The sequence below is a fragment of the Desulfosporosinus sp. Sb-LF genome (genome assembly GCF_004766055.1).
Lineage (GTDB): Bacteria > Bacillota > Desulfitobacteriia > Desulfitobacteriales > Desulfitobacteriaceae > Desulfosporosinus.
Map to the genome: position 1 here is coordinate 1 of NZ_SPQR01000002.1, position 19,606 is coordinate 19,606.

The following is a 19,606-nucleotide window of genomic DNA, read 5'->3' on the forward strand; positions in this document are numbered from 1 at the left end:
GGTTGTTCCATTTGATAACGTTATATTAGCTCTGATTACTTGACCTACTGTTGGGCTTGTCACTAATGTATAGCCATCTGCTCCATCAATTACACTTACTCCTGTAACTGTATCTGGGGCACATACATTATTAGTTGCAGTCCAAGTGCTTGTACCTGTGTATCCATTAACAGAAACATCAACACTGATCTTTTTGCCCATATTGTCACTTGTTACAGTATATGATGCTGTTGTTCCAAGTACTGTATCAGGACTATCTTGATAATACCATTTGTACACCGCATCGGTATTTACAGGATATGAGCCTATGGTTGTTCCATTTGATAACGTTATATTAGCTCTGATTACTTGACCTACTGTTGGGCTTGTCACTAATGTATAGCCATCTGCTCCATCAATTACACTTACTCCTGTAACTGTGTCTGGGGCTGTTACTGCTGTACTGACTGTGATTGCTGATCCGGTTGACACGTTTCCAGCTGCATCGATTGCGTATACTACATAGGTTCCTGCTGTTGTAAAGTTTGCTGTACTCAGGTTCGCTGAGACTCCGGCTGTTGCTGCTGCCTTGATTCCGTTTGCGGCTAGCCCTGCTGCATCAATCGCACCTGGGGTTGTGACTGTTGCCTGCGGAACTAGGTATAAGAAGCCTGCTTCATTGCTGGTAGCTGCTACATCGTCACCGATTACTACCGCGCCTGCTGTTACACCCGATAATGTCGGTGCTACAGTGTCTGCTGCTTCTAAATTGAGTGTAATCTCTATCGCTCGCATTAAAGTCGTATCACTGTTTGATCTAGCCACCAGTAAAAAGGTTCCTTGCCAGGCTGAATTCTGAAGCGTAATTGCTCCTGTAGAGGGATCTACACTTACCCCAGGATAAGAATTTATTAGACTCCAAGTGACTCTTTCTAAAGGCATCACTCTCCCGTATTGGTCCATGACCGTCACCGTGAAATCATCTGATGTTGTCGACCCACTGGTGGGAATCCATAGGGATGAGACTCCGCCACTGATCGTTAAACTATCTGCTCTCGCAGCACGTATTATGACATCAATGCTTATCGAAGATGCTGTTGTTGCATCTGATATCCTGGTTACCTCTAACACTAAGGCCACTGTTGTATCTACTGATGGAATTGTGATTGCTCCGCTAGTGGTAATTACTCCAGGGTTACTTGAAGTCTTAATTGCTACTGTGAAACCAGTTGGTACTGTCGGAAGTGTAAGGTTTGATGCATCCCATTGGATTTCTGTAATCCCAGCGGCCACTTGTGCTGCTGTTTGGGCTTGTGCTGCAGGTACTACAACATTGATGCTTATTGATGATGCTGTTGTCGAATCTGATGTTCTAGTCACTTCAAGTACTAAAGCTACTGTTGTATCTACTGATGGAATTGTAATTGCTCCGCTAGTAGTAATTACTCCAATGTTACTTGAAGTCTTAATTGCTACTGTGAAACCAGTTGGTACTGTTGGAAGTGTAAGGTTCGCTACACCCTGTACTGGTGCTGCAATTGTTGTAATCCCAGCTGCCACTTGTGCTGCCGTTTGGGCTTGTGTTTGGGCTGCTGCAATAGTTATTACTTTAGTCCCAGTAACTCCAGAAGCCGCATTGGTTGCAGTTACTGTCACAGTTCCAACTCCTGTAGCTTGTAAATAACCCGTTGATGCATCAATCACTGCTGTCCCATCTGATAAAGTAGCAACTGACCAGGTTACAGCCTTATTCGTTGCATTTGCCGGTGTTACCTCTGCTAACATCTGTAACGTTCCACCATTTACAACAGTATCTGCGATAGCTGAACCTGTAGTAGCACTTGTAACGTTAATAGCACTTACTAAAACCGTTTGAACACTACTTGCATGAGTACCAGTGATTTCTATGCTACCGCTTGCTCCGGCTATTATAGCACTAGGAGCCACATTGGCTACTAGGTTTATAGGAGCATCGGAAGTCACAGTGCCCATAGTTCCGTTATTGGTAATAGTTGAACCCCCTGCACCCGCCGCTACATTAATGTCATTTACTGTTGCTCCTGATGCGACTGTGATTTCTACTGGAGCGTTGCAAGTTATGCTACTAACTATTGCTCCTTGATTTACATTTATTGTCAAATTCCCGGAATTCCCATTATTCGCATTGACTGTTATTGATCCCGGACTTCCAACTATGCTGATGATTGCACCGTCATGATCAGATATAGTTAAGGTGTTACCATTCGCATATTCAGTCCATGTGCCAACTTTTACGTTGTTAATGTTTACTTTATCACTAACAACTACATGATTTTCAAATGATGCATTTTTTGTGTCGACGGTCAAATTACCTTTAATGCTTTTAACCGCAGTTCCCGTTAAACTAGATGTTCCAGTAAGGTCATGTTGGAATAATACATTGCCTGTTAGGGCATATGCCCCAAAGTTAATGGTAAGGGAACGGGAAACAGTTATATCCATTGTTATATCGTGTGTAAATGTAATTTCGGTAATATTCGGATCAGCTAGTGCAGCATTTAGGTCTGTTATAGTCTCTACGTATTTGTATGTTACTCCTGAATTATGGTTGCCGCCACTGCTGCTACTACCGCTACCACCACCACCAGGCACTACTGGCACTACTGGATCAACAGGGGCTACCGGATTAACAGGGGCTACACCTGCGCGTACAACATCAGAAACCACAGACGTACCACCTAATGCTGTTACAACACTGTTAGCGGAAAGCTTACTACTCACATACTTAGTGCCTTCATTGACTGCACCATTCGTGAGAACAATACCGGCATTGTATTTAGCAGCAAGAGGTGCCCCAGTCAAGGCGTCGATTGCTGTTTCGCCATTTGCTATGAAGACATGATCATATTTCAGAACGCTGTCAAATGCTTTAAGTACTGCAAGGTTCGTGTCGTATGCTGTGGTTCCAAACACGCGGGTTGGGCTTGGAAACTGAGCTCTGACAGCGTCACTGATCACGCCGATGCCGCCAATGACATCTGTTGTTTGCACTCCCGTATTTTCAGTCAGAAATGCTTTGACACTAGTAGGAATTGTATCTTTTTCGGTTAAGAGAATTGGCTCAGTTTGAGCAGAAGCAATCGCGGAGATAGAGAGCGCATCTTGGTTCATCCAGCCGAATGCAACAGCAGCTTTGCTTACTGGAGCTCCGAGCGCAATCATTTGTTTGGCGATATTCACGGATGTCTGGAAACGGTCAGATCCACCAAGGGGTACAACCTTAATTCCCATGCCTGTTAACTCATCAAGAACTGCTTGGCTAATCACAGCAGTTCCACTGGTCACATAAACCGTCTTAACTTTGAGTTTATTAAGTTCAGCTTTAGTGTCAGCATTTAGTACATTTCTAGCCTCTGTCAGAAGGATTGGCGCTTTAAGGAACGTAGCGAGTGGGCTAGCTGTCAGTGCATCCACCATACCATAGGAGGCTGATGATGCAAGCACTGCTGTGTCAGTCCAACCTGTTTGATCGGCAATTAGCGCAGCAGTTTGTTCAGCAGTAGCTCCACCCAAGCGAGTTGGGATTACACCATCAGCGAGCGCGTTTAACGGAATCATCGTTGCCATACTAGCAATAGCTAATGAAACTATTACTTTCTTAGTTTTCCTCATGTATTGAATTTCTCCTCTCAATGTTCGGGTCTCACTTTTCTGTATGGGAAATCATTTTTCCTTAAGTGGCATCATTCAGTTACCTCATAAAATCAGGTTTTTAAATTTAAAATTCCTAGAGCAATCAAAATAATAGTAACCCCAGAAAGGTCACTGCAGTAAACGTTCTTTTCAAAGGCCTCCAACAAGATGCTTTCCCATTGGCATCGGCGTTGGTATCTTGGCTCGGCTTTATATTGTCATAACCATAGATACTGTTTATGAGAAACCGTCTGTGCCCCGGATACCTCTGCTACCATCGTCGAAGAAAATAAACCTACAAAGTTATACATGTAGTTAATCTTCTCATAAGCAGCATTTTCATTTTTACCGTAATATCGCTCAAATCTATTTCTTTTTCAATTCCACAGATTTGAGCAACTAAACATTCGAACTGGTCTCCCCCTTTCTACAAGACACATTGACAACTTCAATTCGTTGTAATTGAATTCCTCGAATTCATCCAATCAATCTGGCCATGTGCTTGCCTTTTCGAGAATAGGACTTTCTTCCCACTACGAATAAGACTAATCACTGTTTTACTAGGAAAAGAGTCCTTGAACATAGGTACTTCTATAAAAACTTTAATATACCTTTGATTGCTATTACATTTTTTCTATTATTTTCCTTTATTTTTTGCTATTTTAGAGTAATTTTTTTCATTGTACCTTTAAATATTACAAAATTTTCACAAATACGGCCGTGCAATTCTTCCTTATGTTTAAGTCAGTTCGGCTCCATTAATACAAATAGCATTAATTTGGTTTGTAATACTACCTGTAAATGATCATTAATACGCACAAAAAAAGGAGCGAACCACTGAATTTCAGTAGCTAGCTCCTTCCAAATAGCTTTGAGGGAAGTTCCGCAAGGCGATTGACAGTTTATCCAATTGATTTTTTATTTTTGTATTATTTCTTATCGCGAGCCATTGTGCTAAACTCTCCCGTCGATAATTGTGAACTCAAGTTCTTGTGTTCCAACATGTGATTGATGCTAATTCCCAGTCCTAAAAGTACCCAAAACACTGGGGCTACTGAAACAATACTATCGTTGAAAAAGGCCGCACCAAGGTAACCGCAAACTGCAACAAAGATAGCTACACCTGCCCTTGAAGCAAAATCACTATAATCATTTCTAAAATAGAGCATACTACTTCTTACGAAATAAGCAATAAACAAGGATAAGAGAGCTAGAAGGGAGATTATCCCAGTGTTTATGCCGACTTGCAAATATAAGTCATGAGGCTTATCTACCACCTGCCACATATCACCGTAATAAGCATAGAATTTTCCCATGAAATCATTCTGGGGGAAATAGATAGCAAAGGTATCTGGTCCGTACCCTACAAATAAAGTATGCTTCAGCAAAGGAATTGATCTGGACCAGATATATCCCCGGGATGAGCCTAGTAATTCTTTGCCTTCAAATCCCCACTTTTCTACTGGTTGGATATTGACAACTTGTCCTTTGCTATTCAATAAAGCGACTTGATTGTTGGCTAGACTAAAGTTTAATTTAAGAATGCCTTTCTCTAATTGTAGAGCATTCATATTATTAAACTTACCCAGCTTAAGCAGGTAGTCCTTGTACCTATCATCCTGCAAATCAACCTTGCCAGTACTTTGCTCAAATTTCATACCTATCGGACGGTCATCTCTATCCATAAACGTAATTTGGTCACCATTTACCGCAAACTTAAGGGTCTCGGTTGGTGTCACTAAGGTTGCTTGGTTCCCTTTGATAACTAAACCTTGAAGGAGAGAATTCGCTTTGGAATCGTCTTTCCCTGTACTTCCTGTAATCTTGGCGGCATCAGAAACTAAGGAACCGATCCTTGAGCCTAAATATCCTTTCGACATGTAATTAAGACCAAACACTATAAGACCCAAAATCACAAACCCGCCTACAAAGTACTTCCAGTTCCTAAGTATGTACTTGTTGATCATAATCATTAAAATGACGAGTGCAATAACACCACCTAGCATACCTGCACGCGAAGTAGAGCCCAACCAGTTTACCGCCATTAAAAGAGTGAAACCGGCAAAGAACGCTTTCAGCCAACCTCTTCTGGTGAGGACAAATAAGGTGAATGACAAAGGAAAAAGCATGGCCATATAGCTACCAACATAGTCAAGATGATAGAGCGTAGCATAAATCATATGCTTAGCAAATTGAAACTGTAATTTATCTGCCATTTGTTTATAAGCTGCAGGCAAAATCAGGTTTTTTCCGAAAGCGGATTTAAAAAAATCATACCCACCGTATTGAAACACACCAATAATGCCAATAATGATTGCTCCTGTGAACAGTGCCCCTAAAAGAACTTTGATATGCTGTTCCTTATTCACAAGATTCATGGTGACAAATAAAACAGCCATATAGGCCAAAAGTACGTACATCCCTTCATAACGATCGACGAAACCCGTTAACGAGATATCGGTATACTGAGAAAACTCCGTAGAAAGAATTACAAAAAAAGCATAAACTGCGATTGGAATATAATAATAGCTCCCCTTTATTCTATCGAGTCCGTAAAACATAACCACTAATGCCAAAACAACGACAGCTAAGATACTGCTAATTAAGATCCAAACCATCTTGTAATACGAGAAGAAGTCCAGATTTTCCTTCTGACCCGTCCAAAAATCAAATGATGCGCCAGTTAACGGTACAACTTTAAGATACACTATTAAGGGCACTACCGTTAGCAAAAACATTAGTGGCAACAATAAATACCAGTTGTAATTTATGTCACTATTCTTCTTTATCAAAAAATTCCTCACCTTCCTCAAAAACATTTAGTATATGCTGAATTCGAAAAACAAAATGTATTATTATGGGATTTTTAGGATGTCTCTTATTCCGACTAGTTTCCTTTGTAAATTCCGCTAAAGATCGGAAACCCTCGGTACTCCGCGACAAAGCTAGCGTGAACAAGAGATGCCCCGCCCAGAAACAAAGCATTTCTTAGATAAAAAGGGCCTTATCCTTTTTATCAGTTCTTTCTCCCATCGCGTTCTATGGACCAAAGACGTATCGCAATCTTATCTAATTCTAGGTGGGGGCTATTGAACACTTATGAATATTTAACATTCAGAGTGCTCCTTTTTTTTAAAAAGGAAATTCAGTCATTCCAAGGTCTTAAAGTATGAACCTACCTCAATACATTTTGCTATAGTAATTTAAATATTCGCCAGACGTTACCTTTGCCAACCATTCTTCGTTATCTAGATACCACTGAATTGTTTCACCAATACCCTGCTCAAAAGTATAAGAAGGACACCAGCCCAGTTGCGTGGTAATCTTAGTGTTATCAATGGCATATCGCCTGTCATGACCTGGCCTATCCTCTACAAAAGTGATCAAAGTCTCCGGCTTATGCAAATTTTCTAGAATCAATTTCACTATTTCGATGTTTGCTTTCTCATTATTACCACCAATATTATAGACTTCTCCTATTGCACCTTTGTGTAGCACTGAATCAATGCCGCGACAATGGTCTTTCACATGAAGCCAATCGCGAATTTGCAGGCCATCACCGTAAACCGGCAGGCTTTTATTATGATTGCTGTTGTTGATTATCAGTGGAATCAACTTTTCTGGAAATTGATAAGGGCCATAATTATTAGAACATCGAGTAATATTTACTGGCAGTCCAAAAGTTTCGTGATATGCGCGCACTACCATATCCGCACTCGCCTTAGATGCCGAATAAGGACTGTTCGGGGAAAGTGGCGTTTTTTCAGTAAATATTCCCTCTTTTCCGAGCGAACCGTAAACTTCATCTGTTGAAACCTGCAAAAATTTAAAACCCGTTTTGAATTCTCGGTTGTACTTATCGCCAGGCTTTAGCTTCCAATGATCTTTTGCAACATCCAAAAGTGTTTGCGTTCCAATAATATTAGTTGTTAAAAAAACCTCTGGATCCGTAATGCTTCGATCCACATGAGACTCCGCTGCAAAGTTAACAACTGTATCAATGCTGTATTTTGAAAACAGTTGCCTAACCATTTCTCTGTCACGTATATCTCCCTTGACAAAAGTATATCGAAAATCCTCTTCGAGATCTTTAAGGTTTTCTAAATTTCCTGCATAGGTTAACGCATCTAAATTAATAATATAATAATTGTAATTTTCAAGAATATACTTTACAAAATTAGAACCAATAAAGCCCGCGCCGCCAGTTACTAAAATATTTTTCATCGTCTTTCCTCTACTATCTGAATTAGGTATTTTCCATAGTCTGTTTTCATCATCGGCTGCGCCAATTCTAGGAGCTTTTCTCTCGAAATATAGCCCATCCTATAGGCAATTTCCTCAATGCAAGACACAAATAGCCCCTGTCTCTTCTGAACAATAGAAACAAAATTTGAGGCTTCCAACAATCCCTCGTGAGTGCCCGTATCTAGCCACGCCATTCCACGACCAAATAGTTCCACCCTCAACTTCTGACGTTTTAGGTATTCGTTGTTAACGGAAGTAATCTCCAGCTCACCTCGGCTTGAGGGTTTGATTTGCTTTGAAAATTCAATTACATTATTATCATAAAAATATAGTCCTGGGACAACATAGCTGGATTTCGGATGGGCTGGTTTCTCTTCCAGAGATAACACATTCCAGTTTCTATCAAATTCAACTACGCCAAAATCTATCGGGTTAGGTACATTATAACCAAATATGATTGCGCCTTCCTCTAATTGGGCAGCTTTTTGCAGTACTGCTGAAAATCCTCTTCCATGAAAGATATTATCTCCTAAAACTAGCGCAACTTTATCCCCACCAATAAAGTTTTCGCCGATAATAAATGCCTCCGCTAGCCCATTTGGCTCTGCCTGCACTGCATAGGAAAGGGCCAAACCGATCTGACTGCCGTCTCCCAATAGTTGCTCAAAATCAGGCAAGTCCCTCACCGTTGAAATGATTAGTATCTCTCTAATTCCTGCGAGCATCAGAGTTGAGAGCGGATAATAAATCATAGGTTTATCATAAATCGGAAGAACTTGTTTCGAAATTGATTTTGTGATCGGATACAGTCTTGTACCTGATCCACCCGCCAAAATAATACCCTTCATAAAAAGGCCTCTCTCTTTTCATTAATTATTCAGGTTTAAGCACGGAGATCCATTCTTCGAAACTACGCTGATAGGAGTACTTTAAAATGCTGTCTAGTTTGCTGGAATCAAAAACGGTATCACCAGACTCCAACTTTTCAGCCATTTCGGGCCAGGGAACAAAATTCACAGAAACATTATATTTCTCGGCAATTTGTCTAGCAACCTGTTCTATACTCAACTCGTCTGCGCCGCCAATATTAAAAACTTCTCCCTCGCAGCGGTCCTCAAGTGCTCCCATAAGCAGAATGCAGCATAAGTCATCTATATGAGTAAATGTACGTTTCTGGCGTCCATGGCCATAAATATTGATATCTAACCCGCGTACAGCTCGGCTGATAAAAAATTCAACTGTACCATAAGAATTTGTATTTGCTACCGCGGTACCGTAGGGAAGGCAAATTCTGAAAACGCTGTATCTAACCCCAAACATATCATGATACATTTTCAGGTATTGTTCACAGCTGAACTTATTGAGAGCGTAAATAGTTTTAAATTCCTTAGGCGCGTTTTCCACCAACCGATGGTTACTGCCTTGGTAGAGAAGTCTGGTGGAAGGTAATATAATCTTTGCGTTTGATTTCTTTTGTCGGTAAATCGTTAACAGATTTAGAAGAAATTTTTCGTTAACATCAATAAAGGATTCATAATCGTCAAATCCTTGTGAGGTGCCTGTTCTTCCAGAGAATAAAAAAATCAAGTCACAGTCAAAGACAATGCTATCCAGAGATGTTTTCGACAATAGGTCAATCTTTTTATAATTTTCGTACCCATCAAACTGATAATCATCCCGATCATACAGATACAGTATATATTTTGAGCTATCCAGAAATCTGAGCAGATTCCTGGCAATATAACTATTGGCCCCTATCACCACTATTTTTATTGAAATGTCGTTCATTTTAAATCTCCCTCTCCGCGTGATCACGGATCGTTTCAACCAACTTGGCCTGTAGCATCAAAGCTTGCGCCATTTCTTTCTGAAGCTCTTCATCTTTCGTTGCTTGACCAAACAACTCAATTGAGCGTCTAAAGTGATTGTCGGCAGGAAGTTTAATCTCTGTTTTTCCTTCTGCAGTTTCTATAGTTACAACTGGCTGCAGACCTGAAGGGGCGGTAAAAATCCGGTTAGTATAAAGCTTTCCACTACTGCCAAAGGCTTCTAAATTGCATTGATAATAGCAATCCATACCAAAAGCTCCCTGTAACACAAGACCCGCCGAGTTTTCAAAAGTCGCATTACCAAACATATCCACATTATAATCTGCCAAATGATTAGTTTTCGCAGCGCGAACTTGAATTGTGTTCCCTAAAAGGAGAGTAGCCAGTTTAACTACGTAACCCCCAGCATCCAACAGCGCACCGCCGCCCAATGCGTCGTTATAGCGAAAATCGTTTTTTGTCCGTAATGGAAAGCCAAAATGAGCCCTTAATAACCTGATATCTCCAATTTTACCGTCCTTTAGCATGTTTCGAATCGCCGCCATCTGGGAATGGTATTGAAACATATAATTTTCCTGTAAAACCAATCCATTCTTCGAAGCTATGGTCACGAGTTCTGCGCTCTGCTTATAACTAACCGTTGACGGCTTCTCTACAAAAACATGCTTGCCCTTCTCTAAAGCATTCTTTGCCCATTGATAATGCAGAGCGGGGGGAAGTGGAATATAAACCGCATCCACTTGGGGGCTTTCCAAAAGCTCATCATAGCTATCAAAAACGGGTACGTTGAAATTCTTTGCAAAGCTCTTTCTTTTTTCGGTGCTAAGGCTCGCAACTCCTCCACATTGGTAAGTTGGATTTTCTAATAATGCAGGAAGAAACATTCTATAGGCAATGTCTGCACCGCCTAATACTCCAATATTTATAATTCTCACCTCTCTGGACACGTAATTGGCAACTACGATTTCTAAGTAATTAAACTTTAGACTTCTAACAGGGCCAGTAGATTTCTAAGCTGTATATTCACACAATTATTAACTTGAATGAGCATATTTAAAGCATAGTAATCCGCCCAAAAATATCCATCCGGTAACAAAGGCACAGCATGCTTATCTATTTCCAAAATAATGTTGTCATTTTGTTCGTGATAAAAGCGGCCTCCTTCTTCCGATAAAATCACTTGATACCGGATATTCTCTATCTCCCTTTTTTTATCTAGAAATAGACGATCAATTACGTTCATCTTGTCTAGACGGTCTGTTGATTCCATCTGCACAGTCGGGCCGAGCTCAATTTTATCGAAGCAACCTACCTCAGACCTTGCTCTAACAAGAAATTTTTCGACTCCATTATCATTGCAAACAAACAGTCCAAAGGTTGCCATACCCGTTGCTTCAAATAGTGGTTGTGTCCATTCTTTAACTTCTCGTCCCTCGATAGAAATATTACAAAATACAACTTTAAAAGGATAATCATGTTGGCATACATACTCCTGGCCTCTCATATCCCATGTTGTTAAAGCATCCAGTGGTACTAGTTTTATCCTGCTTTCCTCAAACATTTTGTAGTTGTTAATATAATGATAGATTTCAGGTAACGCTTCACTGCAGTTTCCTTCAAACACGGAGCGAAATAAAACTTCATTTCGGAAAAGTGTTCTCATTCGTTTCATTTCCCAGTCGGAAAAACGATGTGTACAAAACGGAATGCAAGAAATTACTGTACGGGTATCCATATTCACTAAATTGTCATGCTTCATCAATTCTTTAAGCTGGCCGAGTGTCATCCATTTGTGGCTTGGTAATACCTCAACCTCATCGTCAACCTTAATCATGACATTACGATTACGTTTTTTTAAAAAGCGTGAAGACTGCTCAGATTGAATTTGGTCTACAATTACGTCATGATTCGCAGTGTGAATAAAATACTCCAAATAAGCAGGCTGAGCTCCTCCGTGCTTGCGAGTAAAATTACTTTTTGTTGCTTGAATTGTTGGCGATAACTGGATTTTGTTTATATTCCCCGGTTCAATTTTTGCTTGCATCAAAAAATTCAGAACCCCGTTGATCTCTTTGCAAAGGATTCCCAAAAAACCGATTTCGTCCTGAAGGATCACAGGTTGCTCAAAAATAACTGTGTCTCCCTTGGAACAAATCAAACCTTTAATTTGAAAAAAACTTTGATTTTTATTAACAATAATACCCTCTTTTTGATCGTAAAACCAAAAGTCGCTCTCTTCCAGTGCAACTTTTTGAATACTCATGGCAATCTCTTGGTTACGCTGACGGACCCATTCCAAAATATTCTCAGTCGTATTCACATTACCAGCAATATTCGCCCATGACTCTACTATTTGGATAATTGTTTTATTCATTAGAAGATACCTTTCAGTTTATTTATCTTTTTCTGGCCTATACAATATGAAAGCTATCGGTACTGCTATCATAATATAAATTTCAACTAATAAATCTGGCCGTGTTAAAGGCCTAAATCTTTTTTCAGCACCCCAATGCCAAGTGAACTTTTCCCAGTCGGTATCCTTATAGAGGTTAACTGTTTCCTTAACCTCGCCAAATTGGATATCCACTTTCCCGGAACCTCGCTGCTTCACAAATTCGATATCTAGGCTTTCTAATGCTTTTAGGTTCACAATAATTCCAGCTGGTGAATTGGTATCATAACACACCAAGAGATCACCATCTCTTTTCCAAGGTGTTTCTAATGGTATCGCCCTTAGGTCTACCTTATTATTGGCGTTCGTTGTAATTGAGACAATGCGCACCTCTGTACCGAAAGATGCGTAATCCTTTGTGTCAGTGGCAATAATTTTTACTTGTTGATCCTGTACGTTCTTGACCATAAAAATAGGATGCAGCCAAGTCACGGTACTCAAGAATGTTATAATTAATGAAAGAATGGCAATATATAAGATCTTCAATAACTTAATTTGTCTCATAACTTTCTCCCGCTTTATCTCGGAATAAATTCCTCATCTTACAGAGTATTTTACCAGTCCGAGAATAATCCATAAAATGTCGGTACTTCTGTATAATTTTCCAAGTACGCATATTGTAAATCTCCTCCAAGCGAGCCTCTGCTTCCGATAAATTCAGAAAATGTGAACTCTCTGTTCGTTGCCCCCGCACACACTGTTGTTCATAGAGCTTTCTATACCATTCACGTGCAGCCCAAACTTCTTCGCTTTCTTGATCTTTCCCTACATACTCTGTAAAAAGCGTAATATAGTCTTTCACGATCTCCGATACGGTCGCTAAATGCTCTGCCATTTCCCGCCTCTTCTCCAAGGCATGTTTATCATAGATAAGGGATTCAAATAATCTTTCTATAGAAAAAATCGTTTTCTCCATGGAAAAAGAATCTCCTATTTTGCGGAAGCAGGCTCTGCTCATCTGTCCATAAGTATCTTTGTCTGACAAAATTTTCTCAATCGCATCCGCATAATCCTTCACTTCTAACTCTGGGAAGTCTCGACTGTCAAAATGCTCCGATTCTGATTGCCTGCACGGGATAAGCTTCCCCGTTTCATCCGTTACCAACTCGTACTGGCTTCCTACATTCCCACTGACCACCGGTTTTCCCATTTGCATCGCATCAAAAGTAGTGATTGCAATTCCCTCTTTAATAGAGCAAATCAGCAAAATGTCACACGCCTTATAATAAGGCCGTATCTCTTCCTGCCGCCCCACACAATACACAGTATTTTCCAGATGTTCAGTGATGATTTTATTCTTAAATTCATCAAACTGATAACCGTCCCCCACAACCAAGAAAGCAATGTTTTCGATGCGTTTACGCGCTTCCTTTGCAATTTCCAACATCAAAAATGGACGCTTTTCTGGCGCAATACGGCACAAATACAACACGGTGGGGCGACTTTCATCGATCCCGCATTTAATCTTTAAGCCCTCGCAACTTATCACGTTGGGATTCATATATTCTTGGTCAACCCCTGTATAAATTGTCTTCACTTTTTTGCTACTCTTACCATATTTATTTATCATAATGCCTCTTGAATGCTCATTGGTGGTCACAGTTTTATCCAAAACACAATCGGTCACCCGAGAGATACGAGCATAGCCACCGGCTCTCCAAAAATCCATATCCGCATGAATGCAGTCGACAATCGCAATTTCTGGAAATTCCTTACGGAGCCACGGCAGTATGTAATATGAATAGTATGAATTCACTATATAAATAACGTCAATTTCCCTTGATTTAATAAAATAGCTGACAAACTCGGCGAAATTCTGTACGTCTAAAAAATTCGGAAGCTCGAAAATATCCGTCACATACTCCTCAAAGCGTTGCCTCCAATCGCTTTCTCCTGATTCAGTTGTCAATATGCTCATTTCGAATTTGCTTTTATCAATTCTACGCACGACCTCTAAATTAAATAAAGACGCGCCGCCCATTGCCATCCATGGAATCAGCATCATCACATGGATTTTATTATGATGCTGATAAAGCTTTCTGTTCCATTCGGACAATACTGGTCTACTGAATAAATTCACTTTGTTATGTCGGGGATATTGTATGGCGCGAATACTCGTGTCAACAGTAGCTGCAGCGGCATCAATCAAACGCCTTGACTTATGGGCAACTTCAGCATCCGTCAGCACCTTAGACAGAACTCCGTCATCCAACCTTCGATACCAAAAACCATAAAGCTTCACATGTACCGGATATCTGCTTTTACCCATTAGTCTAAGCCAGGCACACCAATCCTCATTATAATTTCTTTCAGATTCATCATAGAACCCAATTTTCTCAAAATGATCTTTGCGAATAGCAGCCGTACAAACCAGCACATTTTCATGCTTCATTCCTTCTGGGGAAAAATCTTTTCTCCAAATATATTCCTGATTCTGAAAACCTACACAATCTGTATAACTCCATGTTGCATCCGGATTGAAATAAAGTCCAAAATAAAGGCACTCTAAAAAAGTCGGGACAATCAAGTCATCTCCGTCTAGGGGAATTACGATATTAGTACACGCGTGTTTAATTCCCATATTACGGGCAGTTGCAATCCCACCATTGTCTTTGTGGTAGACTTTGATGCGGGATTCCTTCTTTGCAAAGGTTTCAAGAATTTTAATATCTTCCTCACTAGTACTCCCGTCATCCACAATAATCCACTCAAAATATGGAAAAGTTTGATTCATCACACAGTTAAATGTTTGTTCAAAATACTTTCCTGCATTATAATATGGAGTAATCAAACTCACAAGCGGTTCACCGGAACAGTCTATATCCCTGTTTAGAAGCTGCTTTCCAGGCTTTTTCGAGAAATCAAACTGCATACTTTAACCCTCACAATTTATTTTCTAAATTTCATATCTCTTTAATTTAATAATCTTTTTTACCAAACTATCGTTTTTAATACGATTAAATTTATATTCGACCTTGACGAGTTTGTTCTTAAGTTCTGCGATCTCTTCTTCCTCTCGGGAAATAAGTATTTCTTGTTTTTCACGAAGGGTCTTTTCCATATTCCACTGTTTTTCCAACCATTCTTTATCCTTTAAGACCTGACTTAAATAGATATCCTTTTCTTCGCATAATGATTTCTGTGCATTCCACTGTTCTTCCAACCACTCTTTATCCTTTAAGACCTGACTTAAATAGATATCCTTTTCTTCGCGTAATGACTTTTGAGCATTCCACTGCTCTTCTAGCCATTTTTTGGCACGTTCCAACTCATTAATCCAATCTTTCAGTGAAGATATGGCAATTGTCTTTTTCTCATCCTCTTTTTGATAATTGTCGACTTGTTCGAGCAACCATTTCTTTTCATTCATGAGTTCATGAATATACTTTACATTATTGTCAATTACAGACTGATATTTATTGGTCCCTCCCGCAATTATACTTTTTTGCCACGAAGCTTTTTCCAGCCAAAATGATTTAAAATCAATAATCTCTGGTAGGCTCTTATCAATGAGAGATACCATCTTCACACTATTGACAAATCGCTCGCACTTTTCAATTAAAGCTTTTCTAGTTGATAAATAATCTTCCTTATTGGGAAGCGGACTCGCAAAATCATAATAATAGACATCATCCATAAACTTCTGCTTTGACGTATAATTCAAAAAAGGCAAGAAGTTAGAAAAGCGGTCCGAATTGACATTCTGATTAATCAGTAGAACCGGCGTGCCCAATGCTAAGCAAGGGAGTGCACAGTGCAGTCTCGACGTAACAACGCAAGCTGCTCCTTGATATAAGTTCAGAAGAGCTTGTACTCTCTCAAAACGTGTTTCCCATGAAATCGGATGCTTATTATAGTTCACTGTTTGACTGATCATTTTTATTTCTCTATCTTTTACGCAAGCTTTTACTTTACCTGCGATCTCATCATCTACATCTACTAGGCATATATAATTACCCTGAACAATCTCGGGATTCCTTGACAAGGTTAAGGTTAAACAACCCGATAAGTAACTAGATATCTGTTTTTCCTTCAGTAATTGAAGGGTACTATCATCCCGACAGCCTACCGGTCCATAGTTCTTTAGATATTCCTTTCCCATTCCTTCCAAAAAATTTGATCCTATCCCTAAATAATCGGAATAGTCTACGTTCGAAAAATGTATAGACAGCAAAAGTGGATAAATGTATGGTGACGGTGGCCAATTATATCTCCTATACATATACCATGCATTCATTATTGTTGCAATTTGTTCTCTCTTTTCTGGTACAAACAAGTCCAAACTTTCGCGATCAATCATGTAGTCCACCTGAGGCAAAAAGCGCTTAGCCGCAAACGACTGAATATCATCCCCAATATTCGTAGTTTCCTGAAAAACAAGTAATCCGTATTTCATAATTCGTTGTCTCCCATTAAAACATTTTATTTAACTTCAGTTTAAATGCCAATTTTATTATTCTGGAACCCCATTTTGAATTTGCAAGCCGCATCAATTCATTTTTCGCATCCGAGCCATAGCTGTTTTTATTAATATTTTCATGTTTTTCTACCTCACTAAAAACTGTCAAATAGTCATTTACAAATGAATCGAGTCGTTTTAGCTCGTCTGAACGTTCATCTCTTCTAGCTATCATTTCTGGATTTTTAACCAAATTTTTAAATTCCTTCTCAAGTGTCTTAATCATTAATTTTGTAGAAAAACCTTCTTTAATCTTCTGTTGACATGCAATGCTCATCCGAAGATACCTGGGTTTATTTTCCAACACTTCCCTTATAGCATTGACATAATCCAATACCTCTTCCTCAGGAAAATTTCTACTATCAAAATCTATTTCTTCATTCTGTCTGAACGGAATCAACATGCCTGTTTCTTCATTCACCAACTCATATTGGCTACCAACATCAGCACTAACCACGGGCTTACCCATTTGCATGGAGTCAAATGTCACGATCGATAGCCCTTCTTTCAAAGAACAGATCAAGGAAAGATCACATGCCTTATAATAAGGACGAATATCCTCTTGTCTACCTGCACAGTATACAGTATCACTCAAGTTATACCTTTGAATATGTTGCTGGAACTCCTTGAACTGACGACCATCACCAACTACCAAAAAGGCGATGCTAGGAATCTTTTTTCGTGTCTCCCTCGCAATTTCAAGCATAAGAAACGGTCTTTTTTCTGGTTCGATACGGCACAAGTAGAGAACTGTCGGACGACTTTCTATAATACCGTACCGAGCTTTTATGCCCTCGTCGGAAACAAGGTCGGGATTAAAGTATTCCTCATCAACACCAGTATAAATCACCTGTGTTTTTTCCTTGGATTTCCCGTATTTATTTAACATGATATTTCTTGTGTACTCATTGGTAATAAAAGTTTCATCAATGACGTAGTCTACCGCAGCAGAGAGTCTCGTATAACCGCCACTCCTCCAAAACTCCAGATCTGCATGAATGCAATCTACAATTGCTACCTTCGGAAATTCCTTTCTAATCCACGGCAGCAAATAATAGCCGTAATATGAATTGCTAAGAAAAATCAAATCTATTTCCCTCGACTTTATAAAATAGCTGACAAACTCAGCGTAATTTTCGACGTCCAAAAAGTTCGGAAGCTCGAAAATATCGGTTACATATTCCTCAAACCGTTGCCGCCAAAAGCCGTCACCTCGAACCGTGGTGAGAATACTGATTTCGAAGCGTGATCTGTCCAAATTTCGCACTACATCCAAATTAAACAGGTCTGCTCCTCCCATTTCCAACCACGGAATTAGAAACATAACATGAATTTTGCAATGTTCCTGAAATACCTTTTGCTGTTTATGGAAAACTATCGGTGCACGAAACATATTAACGCTACTGTTATAGGGATATTCTTTCGCAGTCACTGGCACTTTAACAGTAGCGGCGGCTTGTGCAATCAGCTTCTTATTCTGTTGAACGATTTCATCATTATTGAGCACTTCCGACAGCACTCCGTTGTCTTGCCTCCGATACCAAAATCCATATTGACGGATATGAACCGGATATTTCCCCAAGCCCAGCAACTTCAGCCATGCGAACCAGTCTTCATTATATTGTTTCGCGCATTCTGAGTAAAAGCCGATTTCCTCGAAATCTTTCTTTCGGATTGCAGCACAACATACTAGTATATTTTCGCGTTTCATCACGTCAGAGGAAAAATCTTTTCTCCATAGATATTGTTGTCCCTGAAAACCAAGACAGTCGGTATAGCTCCAAGATGCGTGAGGATTAAAATACAGTCCAAAATATAAAAGTTCTAGATATGTGGGTATAATGAGGTCATCCGCATCCAAAGGCACCACTATATCCGTCGTACTTTTTTGAACTCCTAAATTTCGAGCGGAGGCGATCCCACCGTTATTCTTACGGTAAACCTGAATGCGATTGTCCAACTCAGAAAACTTCATTAATAATGAAATATCCTCCTCGTTTGTACTCCCATCATCCACAATGATCCACTCAAAGAACGGAAAAGTCTGACTAACAACACTGTAAAAGGTTTGCTCAAGATATTTTCCTGCATTGTAATACGGAGTAATCAAACTGAGCAAAGGGGTACCCTTCGTATTCAGATTTCGATTGAGACAGATTTTTCCTGGTTCTTTTGTAAAATCAAAGGCCATGCTTTTCCTCCCATTTTTCAACAAACGTTATGCTGTTAGAACCACTTCTACTCTTCCATGTACTTTTTACAAACCACATCAACCATATCGTTCATTACTATCCGTCCTTTTTCCAACCAAATAACTCTTGTACATAATTCTCGAACCTGCTTAATGGAATGGGACACAAACAAGACTGTCGCACCGTTTCCAATTATTTCGTTCATGCGCTTCTGACATTTTTCCTGAAATTTATAATCTCCGACACCAAGGATTTCATCTACAATTAAAATATCTGGCAAACTTGCGGTTGCAATAGCAAACCCCAAACGAGCCACCATACCAGAGGAATAGTTCTTTAAAGGTGAATCAACGAAATCCCATAATTCTGAGAAATCCATGATTCCTTCAAACATTCCTCTTATTTGACGTCTGCTATATCCAAGCACAGTGCCATTTAAAAAAATATTTTCTCGGGCCGATAAATCCATGTCAAACCCGGCACCTAATTCAATTAGCGGTGCTACCGTGCCATAAATGCTCACAGCACCCTTTGTTGGTTTCATGATCTGCGCAATTAGTTTCAACAAAGTACTTTTACCGGAACCATTTAGTCCAACAATTCCAACCGCCTCTCCTTTTTTCACATTAAAAGTAACATCCCTTAACGCCCAAAATTCTTCAAACATCAGCTGCCTTTTTAATAACTTTACCACGTATTCTTTTATATTATCGACGCGCTCGGAGCTCCGATTATACATCATGGAAACACGGTCGACTTCTATCATATTCCCCTCCAT

Annotated in this window: 12 protein-coding genes; all 12 read right to left on the bottom strand. The window is 39.7% G+C overall.

Features of this window, described 5'->3' with window-relative positions; genetic code table 11:
• A partial coding sequence (locus E4K68_RS02905) for a cell wall-binding repeat-containing protein (protein WP_135377256.1) occupies positions 1-3,630 on the bottom strand: 3,630 nt, incomplete at its 3' end.
• Positions 3,631-4,580: 950 nt separating this feature from the next.
• Positions 4,581-6,443 carry an O-antigen ligase family protein gene (locus E4K68_RS02910; protein ID WP_243450240.1) on the bottom strand — a complete coding sequence of 621 codons (1,863 nt, stop codon included), beginning with the start codon at positions 6,441-6,443 and terminating at the stop codon, positions 4,581-4,583.
• Between the two features lie 388 nt (positions 6,444-6,831).
• Positions 6,832-7,875, bottom strand: a complete 1,044-nt coding sequence (gene rfbB / locus E4K68_RS02915; protein ID WP_135377258.1) for a dTDP-glucose 4,6-dehydratase — start codon at positions 7,873-7,875, stop codon at positions 6,832-6,834.
• Positions 7,872-8,744 carry a glucose-1-phosphate thymidylyltransferase RfbA gene (gene rfbA, locus E4K68_RS02920; protein ID WP_135377259.1) on the bottom strand — a complete coding sequence of 291 codons (873 nt, stop codon included), beginning with the start codon at positions 8,742-8,744 and terminating at the stop codon, positions 7,872-7,874. Before rfbA ends, rfbB begins: the two co-directional genes overlap by 4 nt.
• A 25-nt stretch (positions 8,745-8,769) precedes the next feature.
• Entirely contained in the window at positions 8,770-9,684 is a 915-nt protein-coding gene (locus tag E4K68_RS02925) for an NAD(P)-dependent oxidoreductase (protein ID WP_135377260.1), read from the bottom strand.
• 1 nt (position 9,685) lies between these two features.
• A complete protein-coding gene (locus E4K68_RS02930; RefSeq protein WP_348982831.1) occupies positions 9,686-10,672 on the bottom strand; it encodes a Gfo/Idh/MocA family oxidoreductase in 987 nt (328 codons plus the stop codon).
• Between the two features lie 35 nt (positions 10,673-10,707).
• Positions 10,708-12,099, bottom strand: coding sequence for an NDP-hexose 2,3-dehydratase family protein (locus E4K68_RS02935; protein ID WP_135377262.1), 1,392 nt, complete (start codon positions 12,097-12,099; stop codon positions 10,708-10,710).
• A gap of 18 nt (positions 12,100-12,117) precedes the next feature.
• On the bottom strand, positions 12,118-12,681 hold the full coding sequence (locus E4K68_RS02940; RefSeq protein ID WP_135377263.1) for a hypothetical protein: 564 nt from the start codon (positions 12,679-12,681) through the stop codon (positions 12,118-12,120).
• Positions 12,668-15,049, bottom strand: a complete 2,382-nt coding sequence (locus tag E4K68_RS02945; RefSeq protein WP_135377264.1) for a glycosyltransferase — start codon at positions 15,047-15,049, stop codon at positions 12,668-12,670. Before E4K68_RS02945 ends, E4K68_RS02940 begins: the two co-directional genes overlap by 14 nt.
• 24 nt (positions 15,050-15,073) lie before the next feature.
• Positions 15,074-16,573, bottom strand: coding sequence for a polysaccharide pyruvyl transferase family protein (locus tag E4K68_RS02950; protein WP_135377265.1), 1,500 nt, complete (start codon positions 16,571-16,573; stop codon positions 15,074-15,076).
• Positions 16,574-16,589: 16 nt separating this feature from the next.
• Positions 16,590-18,827 (bottom strand): glycosyltransferase, encoded by a 2,238-nt coding sequence (locus E4K68_RS02955; RefSeq protein WP_135377266.1) that lies wholly within the window; start codon positions 18,825-18,827, stop codon positions 16,590-16,592.
• Positions 18,828-18,874: 47 nt separating this feature from the next.
• Positions 18,875-19,606: an ABC transporter ATP-binding protein gene (locus E4K68_RS02960; RefSeq protein ID WP_135377267.1), complete on the bottom strand. Its 732-nt coding sequence runs from the start codon at positions 19,604-19,606 to the stop codon at positions 18,875-18,877.